Origin of the sequence: Flavobacterium flavigenum, assembly GCF_027111255.2 — a bacterium.
GTDB lineage: Bacteria > Bacteroidota > Bacteroidia > Flavobacteriales > Flavobacteriaceae > Flavobacterium > Flavobacterium flavigenum.
In genome coordinates this window covers 960,412-972,973 of the sequence record NZ_CP114285.2, presented here as the reverse complement: position 1 = coordinate 972,973, position 12,562 = coordinate 960,412, and the positions used below count along the sequence as shown (strand labels likewise).

Here is a 12,562-nt window from a genome sequence, read left to right as displayed (position 1 = left end):
TTTAGTTTATATTATTAATACTCGCTGCTAAGGAACATATTTTACCTTTTTCTTAGTTTATAAAGCGTATTTCGGTGTCCGGATGTATCATAATCAGACTAATTTTAGGCATTCACGTTCATATACTTCTTTTCTGAGTCCGCTGCTTGAGAAGCGATGATTACGTTTATTGAAAACAAGTTTGATTTCCATTTTTTCGCAATAATCACGGCCTGTAAAATTTTTATTTCTATATTCTTCTCCCAGAATCCTTACATCAACAGGAAGTGCCTGCAATATATCCAGAAGATCCTGTTCAGTAGCGTATGGAATAATTTCATCAACAAATTTGCAGCCTTTGAGCTGTATGTAGCGCTCAACAACAGATTGCGTTGGCTTATTTTTTTCTGGTCTGTCCAGCGTTGGATCGGTTTGTAATCCTACAATTAAATAGTCACAATGCTGTTTTGCTTCTTCAAGCATTCTCACATGACCTGCATGTAATAAATCAAATGCACTAAATGTAATTCCGGTTGTTGTTTTATTTAATTTCATTTTCTCTTTTATTACGTTTGTTTAAATCTTTAAATGGTTTTATTTGTACTTGAATCCCACAAAAATAGATTTAAATGTTTGCTATTTCTTACAAAACGATTTTTAAGAATTATATAATTTACATTTTTTGTAATTACGTTAGAGATATAGAAATTATGTATTCGATTTATATTGTTTTTTAAAGATCAGATATCTATTCTGCATCCCCACATAATTATCTTTATAATATTTGAGGATTTGTGCTTTTGTTTTTATTTGAATCTTTAGCATGACCTTCCCAATAAAATCAATTGATGAATAATGATGCAGCGTAACTCCGATGCTGCAGAAAAAATGAGCAATATTTCCTGTAATATGTTCAACAGAAGAATGTTTTTTTTTTACCAAATTAACGTTGCAAATAGCATAATTTCAGCATTTATTTAATATGAATTTTGGATAAATCTCCTTGTGCCGGACCATTGATTACGGTTCCTTCCGAATCAAATCGGGAACCGTGGCACGGGCAGTCGAAAGATTTTTCATCATTGTTCCATTGTACCACACACCCAAGATGAGGACAAACTGCAGAAAAGACTTTTAAGGCATTGTCATAATCACGGTACACTGCAATTTTCTTTAAACCGGAGTTAATTATGGCGCCTTCGCCGGCTGGCAAATCTGCTGTGTTATCCAAATCGGATCCACGTATCCAGTCCAGGTAATGCGAAGCCATATTACCGGCTTCTTTGACAAAATCACCTGTGGTTTTCAAAGTAATTCTTGACGGATTATATAAATCTTCCCATTTGTTTTTAATGCCCATAATGCTGTCGCAAATAATCATAGCACCAATTGTTGTATGTGTCATGCCATTTCCGGAATCACCGGTAATAATATAGATATTGTCGTCGCCAGGATTTTTCCCCATAAAACCTAATGAATCGACTGGTTCCATTACCTGACCTGACCATCTGTAAGTAAGATCATCTTCCAACATTGGAAAATAATTTCTTGTCCATGCCTCTAGTCTGTCATAGCGCGCTGCTTCAGGAATGTTTTCTTCATCTGCCTGACCTGTTTTATGGTCTTCACCTCCAGATATCAGCAAGTCATAATTATCATCAAAGCTTTCCAGGCGCACATAGTGATAAGGCTGCGAAACCCATTTTGATTCCTGATCTCCCGTGTCCCACCAAAGGGAATAGGGAAGTGTGCCTTTTTGAACTTTACCGGCAATTACATACGTTCTGTATGCGTGCTGTTTCGTATGCATGGTCAAAATATCATTAATCGGGGTATTTGTGGCTACAACAATATGATCTGCCGAAAAAGTAAAGCCATTTACTTTAGCTCCCTTTCTCGTTATATTTTCTGCATGGGCTTCGGTATAGATGATTCCGCCAAGCGAAATAACAGCATCAGTGAGCCTTTTTAGATAGTGTAATACATGAAACTGCGCCTGATTGCTAAAAGCTACGCACGATTGTTGTTCACAATTTGCTAATGCAGGAATTCCTTTTAGTAAAGCAGTTTTCAATCCAGCTCTTTGTGTAGCGTTAAATTCCTTTTCTAAGTTTTCTTCTTTGTCAGTAGGATGAAGAAATAAATAGCCGTTTACTCTTTTAAAAGAACAGTTGATATTTAAATCATCAACAATTTTTTCGATTTCATCTATAGCTGCAGCATGACTTTCGGCAGCTAGTTTTGCTGCTGCTTCTCCAAAAGTGTTTTCGAGAAAGTAATAACGGTCATCTAAGGCACAGGTCAAATGGGCTGTTGTACGTCCGGTTTCGCCGCTGCCAATGAAACCGTCTTCAACAATTACTGCTTTTTTTCCTGCTTTGAGCAATTTATAAGCTGTGGTTAGCCCGGCAATTCCGCCTCCAATAATAAGTACTTCTGTGTGAATATCCTTATTTGGCTTATCGCCAGAAATGATAGGCGAAGAATCAATCCAAAATGAAACATTTTCACCCGAAGTTATGCTGGAGTTTTTTAATGTGTTTTCTGAATCCATAATGTAATTTTTAAAATAAAAATTTTCAATTAAAAGGCCTTTTTTTAAAGTTTGTTAAGGCAAACAATATCAAAGCTACTGTGCATGAGTATTGAATTCTTACAATTTTATTTTGAAATTTTATAGGATTGCCATTGTGTATTTAATGTAAGAGTTGTGATAAATAATGTAAAACTAACATATTTAATAATAGTTACTTACGATCCTAATTTTTAATAAATATAATATGAAAGCAGCAGTCATACACGGACCGGGATCGATTAAATATGATACAGTAGATGATCCTAAACTAAAAGAGAAAGATGATATTATTTTAAAGGTAACTTCAACTGCAATTTGCGGATCTGATTTGCATATTTATTCAGGAGGTTTCCCCCAGCCAAGGCCAATGGTTCTGGGACACGAGTTTATGGGAATAGTAGAAGAAACAGGTTCTGCCGTTACCCATCTTAAAAGGGGAGACCGGGTTGTAGTCCCTTTTCCAATTGCATGCGGAAATTGTTTTTTCTGTAATCATGATGTGCCGGGAAATTGCGAGCATAGCAACCCTGAAAATTATGGACCAGAAGGAGGAATATTGACGGAAAAAGGAGGTGCACTTTTTGGCTATACCGATTTATACGGCGGGTATGATGGAGGTCAGGCACAATATGTTCGGGTACCATATGCCAACTATGGTCCCAGAATCGTTCCTGAGAATCTGACAGACGAAGAAGTGCTTTTCCTGACTGATATTTTTCCAACCGGATATACAGGAGTAGACTGGGGAGAGGTGAAAGGAGGGGAGACTGTAGCCATATTTGGATCCGGTCCTGTGGGATTAATGGCTGCCAAAAGTGCCTGGCTTCGCGGAGCTGGTCAGGTTATTATTGTAGATACCTTACAATTTCGACTCGACAAAGCAAAAGCAACAACAGGAGCTACAACAATACTTTGGGAAGATGGCGCAAAAGATGTAGTAGAGCAAATTCGGGCGCTTACACAAGGCCGTGGAGCAGACGTGTGTATTGATGCAGTTGGTTTCGAGCCAGATCGTAGTTTTGCTGATCGTGTAAAAGCTACAGTAAATTTTGAAAAAGGGTCTACTAAAGTTCTTGAGGCCTGTATGAGTGCTGTGAGACGTAGCGGTATTGTTTCCGTATTAGGTGTTTATGGGGTAAATTATGATAATTTCCCTATTGGCCAGTTTTTTGACAAAGGAATAGTTCTTAAAGGTGGCCAGGCTCCTGCCCATAAACATATCGATAAGCTTTTAGAATATGTAGTTCAGGGCAAAGTAAAACTGGATGATATTATTACACACCGATTGCCCTTATCTGAAATTTCTCATGCTTATGATATTTTTAAGAAAAGAGAAGACGGCTGTGTGAAAGTTGTATTAGATCCATGGCAATAGTTTGTATCAAAAATAAAATCCTAATTCTAAATCATCTTTAGAATTAGGATTTATTATATGTATATAATCCATAATTTATTTAATATTAAATCCGTTTTCTTTCAGCATTTCTGTAACCTTAATAATCATTTCTGACAGATGCTCACTTATAGAAAGATCTGTTTTTACCCAGTATCTCACATTAATCTGAACGGTATTTCCTGTAATGCCGGAAACTACAGCCGAATTAAAATAATCCTTATCTACGATTTCACTATCTTTTTTTAATACTTCGGTAATTAAGCTTAAGGCTTTTCTGTAATCAGAACCATATTCAAGTCCAATGGTAAAATCCTGCAGTAAATATCCATCGCTATTAAAATTAATGAGTGTGTTTTTTATTAAAAGGGCGTTCGGCACATAAATGTTTTTGCTGGCGCTTTTTATTTGGGTATCACGTAAATTAAGGGCTACTACTTTCCCTTTTACGCCATTAGTTTCAATTATATCCCCTACAGAAAATGGTCTTTTGAATGCCAGTAAAATACCGGCTAAAAAATTCTCACCAATATCCCTGAGGGCAAACCCAATGATAAAAGCTGATATTCCGGCTCCGGCAAGAATACTTTGTGCTACACCCGTAAGTCCGATAACACGAAACATAAACAGGAAGCCAATTATAATAAGAACTGCTTTAAGAAGATTTGCAATAAAAGTTGCCAATAATGGGTCATGCATTCTGATTTTTAATCTTCTGTCTGCAAATCCCCTGACACGTGATGCAATAAACCATGAAATTAAAATGACAGCAACAGCCAGTAGTAATTTTGGTGTAAGGTCAACAATATTGTTATAATATCCCTTTATATGATTTATAATATCCCTGAAAAACTCTTCCATAAAATTCACATTAATTATTTCATTATGATTAAAAGTATTAAAGGCACAAATGAGAATTTTTACACTATAAAACAATTTATTTATATAATTAGATTATTCCTTTTAATAAAATTTCAATCTAATTTAGCTTCAATCATTTGCTGTTTTTGCTACAATTTTCCACATTTCGACTTTTTGATCGAATGAGATTCCTGCATTTAAGCCACTGGTTGAGGGAAGGGTGTGATAAGATATACCTGCTCGTGGAGTTGTATATTTATGGAAAAATTTAGCTGCCGATTTACTTTCAAAAAACACATACTGAATGTTTGGATATTGTTTATGAAAATTTAAAAAATCATTTACTGTTTCATTGGTTATTTTAGAATCGCTGCTTCCTTCCCTCACACAGGATGCTAAAACATTCCAGAGGGCAATTTTATGTTTTTTCAAAAAGATTTTTCGGTCCTCATAAGACTGGCTGTAATCTTCATTAAAAATAGTAAACATGATTTTCCAGAAATGGTTTCCTTTATTACCGTAAAATTGTTGTTTAGCGATAGACTGATCGCCGGGCATTGTTCCGAGAATCAATATTTTGCTGGAATTATCTACCAGAGGATGTAAAGCAGTTTTATACATAACAAAAACAAATTATATAATAAATACAAAAAACATCTGTCGTTATAACAGATGTTTTTCTAATAAAATTGATATTAAATAATTTAAAATAAATAGTATTACTCAGCTGCTACCATATTTACAACATTTAAAGCAACATCGTTAAGTATACAATCTGCCTCTTTTTCTTCTGCAAGTGTTTGTGTTAATAGTTTTGCAGCATCATTTTCTCCGAGTGTTTTTGCAAAAGCAACCAACGTTCCGTATGTAGCTATTTCATAATGTTCAATTTTTTGGGAAGCAGCAATAATACCAGCATCCCTAACAGGTCCCGGGGTTGTTTCTTCAAGAATACTGTCGCCTTCTTTGAGTAATCCGGCCATAGCTTCGCATTTTTTCCCTTCGGCTTTTTCGCCTAAAAGGTCGAAAACTTGTTTCAGCCTTTCGACCTGAAGCTGAGTTATGTCAAGATGTTCTAAAATTGCGCTTCCAAGTCCCGGAGAACTCGCATTAGCAGCCATTTTTGGCAGTGCGACAACAAGTGCGTTCTCTGCCCAGTAAATATCTTTCAGGCTGTCAACAAAAAGTTCTTTTAATTCGGTTGCTGCATCAGCGGCTGGTGCTACAATATTTGCTTTGTCATTATTTTTTATAGCTTTTGTTTCAGTTGCTTTTCCTTGGGTCGCATTTGTCTGACCTTGTTTTTCTGAATTTTTCATGGTTGTTTTTTTTAATTAAATATATAAGTTTGGTTCACGATCCCAGAAACGGTGCATTGCCATTGCATCGATAAATTCCTGGGCAAATGCTTCAGATCCTACTTCGCTGGTAATAATAATTCCGGGATCATCATTTGTTAGTTTTGATGCAAAAGTGGTTGCGCTCAATAATTCAGATGCTTCTCCGTCAGCTCCTATAACCTTGCAATGTTTGTATGCATCATTAAGATATTCCAGGGCATCATCATTTTCTGCTAAAACATTAAGTCCAATTCCGTGAGGCACATACACTGCATCAAATAAAACTGATGATGCCGTTAGGAAACTAAATTCAGCAGCAAGTGCTCCATCAGAGTCCGTAAGAACAGATCCTAAATGTGGGGCAATCACACATCCTTTTGCGCCTTGCTTTTTAAGGGCACTTTTGATATTCATTACTGCAGCCTCAGAAACTCCGTCTGAGCAAAGTATAGCAACTTTTCGGGATTCGATTGTAGGTGAGTTAGTTGGGTTTTTAACCATACTTAATGCTTCTGATACACTAACAGAGGATTCAACCGTTTTAGGTTCCTGATTTCCGCCTTCGTTTTCCGGAGAAACTCCTTTATTAGCAGGAAATTCAGGTATTGGAGGTACAGAAGCCCCTAAACCTAATGCGACTTTTTCAGCTAATTGTGCATCCACTTGCGAAAGAAGTCCTAGCATTCTTACTCTGATAGCAGTAGTTTCTACTTTACCAAGTTCAAAACGAAGCGCTTTTACGATATGGCTTTTTTCTTCAGGGGTCTGGCTGTTAAAGAATAATTTTGCCTGACCGAAGTGATCTGCAAAACTCTCGCTTCTTTCTCTCACCTTGTGTGCTTCAATACGTTCGTTAAAACTAGAAAATCCGCCTTCGGCAATTTGAGCCTGATACGGACATCCGCCGCCTAGTGAATTCGGATGATAACTTACACGGCCTTTATTAACTTCCTGACGCATAAACCCATCACGCTGATTATTATGAACGGGAGCAACGCTTCTGTTAATTGGAATTTCATGAAAATTTGGCCCGCCTAATCTGGTAAGCTGTGTATCTGTGTAAGAAAATAATCTTCCTTGTAACAATGGGTCATTAGAGAAATCAATTCCGGGAACAACATGTCCAGGATGAAAAGCAATCTGTTCTGTTTCTGCAAAGAAATTATCGGGATTTTTATTCAGTACCATTCTTCCAACAATAGTAACCGGAACTAGTTCTTCGGGAACAATTTTTGTTGGGTCAAGTAAATCAAATTCATATTTGTTTTCATCCTCTGATGGGATTACCTGGACGCCTAATTCCCATTCAGGAAAATTACCCATTTCTATTGCCTGCCATAAATCTTCTCTGTGAAAATCCGGATTCTTACCAGAAATTTTTTGTGCTTCATCCCAGGCTACAGCGTGGGTTCCTAATTTTGGTTTCCAATGAAATTTTACAAAAGTAGATTCATTAGCTTCATTTATCAATCTAAAGGTATGAACTCCAAAACCTTCCATCATACGATAGCTTCTTGGAATCGCCCGATCAGACATTGCCCACATAATCATGTGCATTGATTCCGGCATTAAAGATATAAAATCCCAAAATGTGTCATGTGCAGACGCGGCTTGAGGCATTTCGTTGTGTGGCTCAGGTTTTACTGCATGAACGAGATCCGGGAATTTTGATGCGTCCTGAATAAAAAATACGGGAATATTGTTTCCAACCAGGTCATAAACACCTTCCTGTGTGTAAAATTTAACAGCAAATCCTCTAACATCCCTTGCAAGGTCAGTAGATCCGCGAGAACCGGCAACGGTAGAAAATCTTGCAAAAACGGGAGTCTTAATTCCGGCTTCTTTTAAAAAACCAGCTTTTGTCAATTCTGGAATTGGATTGGTGACTTCAAAAAAGCCATGTGCTCCTGAGCCACGTGCGTGAACTACTCTTTCCGGAATACGTTCATGGTCAAAATGGGTGATTTTTTCTCTTAAAATGAAATCCTCTAATAGGGAAGGGCCTCTTTCGCCCGCTTTAAGCGAATTATTATCGTCATTAATTCGGACACCCTGATCGGTAGTCAGGAATTTGTTGGTTCCGTCTGATTTGTTTATAGACAAATCGCGTTGTTTGTCATCTTGAAAATTTTTCATACTGATTAATGAATTTTTACATAGTTAAAATTAAAATCTGGAGGATCTTTTTTAGAAATCTGTTATTTATAAATACAGATTAACAGGGTGTTATGTTGTAGGGGTCTCCTGTTTTTCAAATTTAAATGATATAAAAACGGCTATTTTATACAATTGCTTAACTATATTTCACAATTACCATTTCTTTGTAGACTGTCTAAATAATCTGCAGATGTGGACGTATCTGCATAGTTACAATATCACATCTTTGAGGCTGGGACAAACAAAATAAAACACTCATGGCAATGTCTTCTGCTTTCAGCATTTCCATTTTATCTATTTTTTCGTTGTGCTCTTCTTTTGAACCGGGCTGCATGTCACTTGTTACCGCTCCGGGCTCAATAAGAGAAACTTTGATTCCGAAAGGATTAACTTCCTTACGTAAAGAAGTACTGAAACCTCTTATTGCCTGTTTCGTGGCAACATAAATCGTACTTTTTGGGGACTTTGATTCTGCACTCATTGATCCGATGTTTATAATATGCCCTGATTTTTGATTTTTCATCCTGGAAACAGCTTCCTCTGCAAAGGCCAGATACCCGGTAATGTTGGTGTCAATGACATATTTATAGTCTTCGTAATTGGTTCCGGTAAGACCGTCAGCAGGCAAAGCGGCATTGTTGATCAGAATGTCTATTCCGCCAAGCTCATCATCTGCCAATTTTAAGATTTTATTTATATCTTCCTTTATAGTTACATCGGCCGGAGTGCCATAAAGTTCACAGTCAGGAAATTTTTGTTTGATGTCATCAAATGCATTTTTAAAATCTTCGTGATCTCTTCCAAAAATAAGCACGCGCCCGCCTAGTGATACTAATAAATCGGCTATTGCTTTTCCTATTCCGGTTGTACCGCCAGTAATCACAATTCTTTTGTCTTTTATGTTTTGCCCAAAGTAGTTTGTTAAATTTTCCATATTTGTTCTATAAAGAGTTTGATTAAAATTTGTCAGATTGTTATATTTACAATGAGGTATATTGGTTTTGTTATATCACCATTGAACTTTAATTACACCCAGACCCGAAATTTCATATTCATGCCTTTCAGCACTTTTATTGAATGGTTTAAGAATTTCATTATTCTGAAATACTTTCATCTGAATCTTGTGATTATTAAGTTTTATAATTTTTAAATTGTAGCACAGGTCCTTATCTCCATCAAGTTTTATTGTGATAGCTTTTCCTCTTTTATGATATGGAGCAGGATAATCGATAAAAAGAAGAAAATCTTCTTCAATTTTGATGTATTGCCTAGGAACAACGCCAAATGCCATTCCCGCTCCATATACTTCCTGACCAACCTGACCACTTTGTTGCCAGCCGTTGTATAAATCTTCCAGCGGAACCCACAGATCAGCCTGAATTTCTCCCGTTTTGACTTCTTCAGAGAGCATTTCTTTAGGCAGCATCGTTGGATAATAATAAGCAATCCGGCCAACAGCATATTTAATGAATTCAGGAAGCAGCGTTTTTAGTGCCGGCAAAATTTCAACATCTTTCGCCTGAACCATATATTCTGATAAAGCAGCATATACTTCTAACTCTTCATATGCAGCAGTATACGGCGCATCATTTAGTGGGAAAATGGAGAAGAAATTACTGTAATTTTTGCCAAACCCGTATCTGCAATCATACAGCTGAATATTTTTAAACAATCCCGTCAGGCAGGTATAACTTAAATTCAGGTATAATTTTTCATTGGTAATTTTATACAATTCTAATAATGCACCTGCTGCAAAAGCGGTATTATTAGCCTGATATAAAATGTTTAGCCCCAAATCTGCTAATTTTTTTGCTGCTTTTTTTGCTTCGTTTAAATAGCGCTCTTCTTTAGTTAACTTAAAAACCAGCAGCATTAAATGCGCGTAAGAACCCGGAACATCATTTTCTCCCCCAGCACCTGGTTCTGTTTCTTCTTTGATTATTTCAAGGGTTTCCATATTATAAAATACAGGCCATTCATATTTAAAATGATGAGCAACTTTTATAACATATTCTATAGAATCCAATACCAGTTTCTCTGAAGTTTTGTCACCTGCCAAAGCCAGTCTTGCCAAATTCATTAACGGATGATGCAAATACCAGGAATCCATCACCATTTCCTTCTTTTGTTCCTCAGACTGATCCAGTTTATCAACCATTGAAGGAAGCCAGCGATTTATACAATTTATTTTTGGGTCGTAAAAAGCGGGCACACCTTTAATCAAATCATGGCAAACTGGTTGTTTTTCAGCAATCCATTCTTCATATTCTTTAAATGGAGTAAGTACAGCAAACTGAACCATGCTTTCAGGAGGTGTTTCATAATCGCATAAGTAGGCATTCAAATACGGAATTCCGTTTTTTTGTGTCCACGCACCTTTGTTATTAGTTAAATCTGTTGCTACTTTTTTAGCAATTTCAGGCCAGTCATGATATTCAATTCTGGGCTGCTGCAGCACTTTATAAACCTTAACAAGATTATTTAAAAAATGTTCACAGATGGCAGATGTTTCTTCAAATATTTCAGTATCAAATACTACATAAGCATCTGAAATTGTAAAAGCTTTTCCTGATGGAAGTGGTAATTCGTCAGTAGCAGGAAGCTGAAATCCAATTTCGGGCCAGTTTCCTCCAACCGTATTTTTTGATTCCGTTTTAGTTGCTTCGCAGTATTCAGACAATGAAGTAAGATTTTGAAAATAAAAAAAAGACCCTGTTCGTGGTTTTGTAATGCTCGCAAATAATAATCCTGATCTGGATCCAAATTGCTCCATATGAATTTTTCCACTTGTGTTTTCTATATTTCCATTTTGGGTAAGCGGAAGTATGTCCCGTGGCGAAAACGGAATCATCAAGGCCGTATTTCCCTTGAAAGTAGTTGTATAGTGTAACAAAGGTATTGTCAGATCCGGAAAATTAACCCGGATTTCATACGCTCCAAGTCTTGAATTTAGTATAATGACAATCGTGTCTTCGTCATCAAAAAGATTGACAATTTCAAAACAGCTATTCATACCAAATGCTGCACGAAAGGCTATTTTTCCATTTTCTGGCATGACCACTACAATCCAGAGCGAATCGCCTGTATTGTAAAATTGATAAGTGTAATTAAGAAATTTCCTTTCCAAAAGGATGTCACTATTTTCAATATCTGCCTGCGCAGTTGCGCTCCAGGGTGTAACTGTGTGCATAATGATAAGTTTTTAATTGATAAAATCCCTTTTTTAAGATTTAAGTATTATCCACCTGTTTCCATATGTGGCGCATCTACAGGCTTAGATTGTGAAGATCCAATTTGCCGCAGATAAACGGAAAGTATTACAATTGCAAATACAGAGAGAAATTCGCTTTGCCAGTTCTGAAAAGATTCAAACCAGAACCTCGAATCCCCAATATAATCTGATGCAGATTCCATAGGCAACCCTTTGAGTGATAGCTGTTCGTTCTCGTCTTTAAGACTTCCGTAAAATGAGCTATAAATGAGGCTATAAACAATAAAAATAAAACAATGGTAAGTGAATGTTTGTAAAGGCTTAAAACCAATCCTCCTTTTTTTACAGGCCATGGTGCGTCTTTTCGGATAGGTGATGGTTCTCTGTCTACTTCTTCTTCTTCCTTATCAAAATCTTTAGATTCAGAAGAACCTTTCTGCATCAGAAAAATGGTAAATACAACAAATAAGGCCATTTGCAGAAATTCGCTTTCCCAATTTTCGAAAGTAGACTGGATAAAGTGGCCGGAAACAAGATAAGCCGAAAATTCAATGGCTGTACTGCCTTCTTCTATAAGTTCTTTATTATGTTCTTTAAAACCAAAAATTATCTGCCCAAATAATGCTACAATAAATAATGCTAAAAAGCAGATACCTAAACCATTATTGCGTAAAAAAGTTTTCATAATGTCATTTGTTTTTACAAATTGACAAACTAAAAAACACTTCTCTTTATATAATTTCTTACAGGATTTACAGAATTATAAAATATATACCAAACATAAAAAAAAACATCTAATTGCTTAGATGGTTAAGATTTGAATGTAAGGATATAAATTATAATGCGCTATTTTGCATTTTGCTTATTTTATCTATTTTTTCGGGAGAATCAAATACTCTTTCAAAAAGCTTACTTTTTTCTTTTGCAAATTTCTCTACGGCTTCTAACTCCTGGATAGTCATCTTAGGACGACCAGCCCAGAAATTAGTAGATTTTTCTATTTGGTTTTCGACTAATTCTCTTAATTGTTTTGCTCCCATAATGTT

General features: G+C 36.3%; 10 protein-coding genes and 1 pseudogene. 1 reads left to right on the top strand and 10 read right to left on the bottom strand.

Annotation, left to right across the window (positions count from 1 at the left end; translation table 11 throughout):
- Positions 1-93: 93 nt before the first annotated feature.
- Complete coding sequence (locus OZP09_RS03545; RefSeq protein ID WP_269236571.1) at positions 94-534, bottom strand: adenylyltransferase/cytidyltransferase family protein; 441 nt, start codon at positions 532-534, stop codon at positions 94-96.
- A gap of 418 nt (positions 535-952) precedes the next feature.
- On the bottom strand, positions 953-2,533 hold the full coding sequence (locus OZP09_RS03540) for an FAD-dependent oxidoreductase (RefSeq protein WP_269236570.1): 1,581 nt from the start codon (positions 2,531-2,533) through the stop codon (positions 953-955).
- Positions 2,534-2,759: 226 nt separating this feature from the next.
- Between OZP09_RS03540 and OZP09_RS03535 the strand changes: the two genes are divergently transcribed.
- Positions 2,760-3,929 carry a zinc-dependent alcohol dehydrogenase gene (locus OZP09_RS03535; protein WP_281310300.1) on the top strand — a complete coding sequence of 390 codons (1,170 nt, stop codon included), beginning with the start codon at positions 2,760-2,762 and terminating at the stop codon, positions 3,927-3,929.
- A 75-nt stretch (positions 3,930-4,004) separates the two neighbouring features.
- On the opposite strand, the gene OZP09_RS03530 is transcribed toward OZP09_RS03535, so the two are convergent.
- The 8 genes and pseudogenes from OZP09_RS03530 to OZP09_RS03495 all read right to left on the bottom strand — a co-directional run bounded on the left by OZP09_RS03530 (position 4,005) and on the right by OZP09_RS03495 (position 12,556).
- Complete coding sequence (locus tag OZP09_RS03530; RefSeq protein WP_269236569.1) at positions 4,005-4,808, bottom strand: mechanosensitive ion channel family protein; 804 nt, start codon at positions 4,806-4,808, stop codon at positions 4,005-4,007.
- A gap of 129 nt (positions 4,809-4,937) precedes the next feature.
- Complete coding sequence (locus tag OZP09_RS03525) at positions 4,938-5,429, bottom strand: DNA-deoxyinosine glycosylase (protein WP_269236568.1); 492 nt, start codon at positions 5,427-5,429, stop codon at positions 4,938-4,940.
- Between the two features lie 98 nt (positions 5,430-5,527).
- Complete coding sequence (locus OZP09_RS03520) at positions 5,528-6,127, bottom strand: YciE/YciF ferroxidase family protein (protein ID WP_281310299.1); 600 nt, start codon at positions 6,125-6,127, stop codon at positions 5,528-5,530.
- A gap of 15 nt (positions 6,128-6,142) precedes the next feature.
- Positions 6,143-8,284: a catalase gene (locus OZP09_RS03515; protein ID WP_269236567.1), complete on the bottom strand. Its 2,142-nt coding sequence runs from the start codon at positions 8,282-8,284 to the stop codon at positions 6,143-6,145.
- Positions 8,285-8,480: 196 nt separating this feature from the next.
- The gene (locus OZP09_RS03510) at positions 8,481-9,239 is read right to left on the bottom strand and encodes an SDR family oxidoreductase (protein ID WP_269236566.1); all 759 of its coding nucleotides are present in this window, start codon (positions 9,237-9,239) and stop codon (positions 8,481-8,483) included.
- Between the two features lie 75 nt (positions 9,240-9,314).
- Positions 9,315-11,495, bottom strand: a complete 2,181-nt coding sequence (locus OZP09_RS03505; RefSeq protein WP_269236565.1) for a hypothetical protein — start codon at positions 11,493-11,495, stop codon at positions 9,315-9,317.
- 47 nt (positions 11,496-11,542) lie between these two features.
- Positions 11,543-12,201 (bottom strand): annotated as a pseudogene (locus OZP09_RS03500) (DUF6766 family protein).
- A 151-nt stretch (positions 12,202-12,352) separates the two neighbouring features.
- A complete protein-coding gene (locus OZP09_RS03495) occupies positions 12,353-12,556 on the bottom strand; it encodes a hypothetical protein (RefSeq protein ID WP_269236563.1) in 204 nt (67 codons plus the stop codon).
- Positions 12,557-12,562: the final 6 nt, after the last annotated feature.

What these genes read in the sequence shown, in the direction of transcription:
- OZP09_RS03540 (WP_269236570.1), bottom strand. Translation starts at nt 2,533, where the DNA reads ATGGATTCAGAAAACACATTAAAAAACTCCAGCATAACTTCGGGTGAA.
- OZP09_RS03530 (WP_269236569.1), bottom strand. Translation starts at nt 4,808, where the DNA reads ATGGAAGAGTTTTTCAGGGATATTATAAATCATATAAAGGGATATTAT.
- OZP09_RS03535 (WP_281310300.1), top strand. Translation starts at nt 2,760, where the DNA reads ATGAAAGCAGCAGTCATACACGGACCGGGATCGATTAAATATGATACA.
- OZP09_RS03510 (WP_269236566.1), bottom strand. Translation starts at nt 9,239, where the DNA reads ATGGAAAATTTAACAAACTACTTTGGGCAAAACATAAAAGACAAAAGA.
- OZP09_RS03505 (WP_269236565.1), bottom strand. Translation starts at nt 11,495, where the DNA reads ATGCACACAGTTACACCCTGGAGCGCAACTGCGCAGGCAGATATTGAA.
- OZP09_RS03515 (WP_269236567.1), bottom strand. Translation starts at nt 8,284, where the DNA reads ATGAAAAATTTTCAAGATGACAAACAACGCGATTTGTCTATAAACAAA.
- OZP09_RS03525 (WP_269236568.1), bottom strand. Translation starts at nt 5,429, where the DNA reads ATGTATAAAACTGCTTTACATCCTCTGGTAGATAATTCCAGCAAAATA.
- OZP09_RS03545 (WP_269236571.1), bottom strand. Translation starts at nt 534, where the DNA reads ATGAAATTAAATAAAACAACAACCGGAATTACATTTAGTGCATTTGAT.
- OZP09_RS03520 (WP_281310299.1), bottom strand. Translation starts at nt 6,127, where the DNA reads ATGAAAAATTCAGAAAAACAAGGTCAGACAAATGCGACCCAAGGAAAA.
- OZP09_RS03495 (WP_269236563.1), bottom strand. Translation starts at nt 12,556, where the DNA reads ATGGGAGCAAAACAATTAAGAGAATTAGTCGAAAACCAAATAGAAAAA.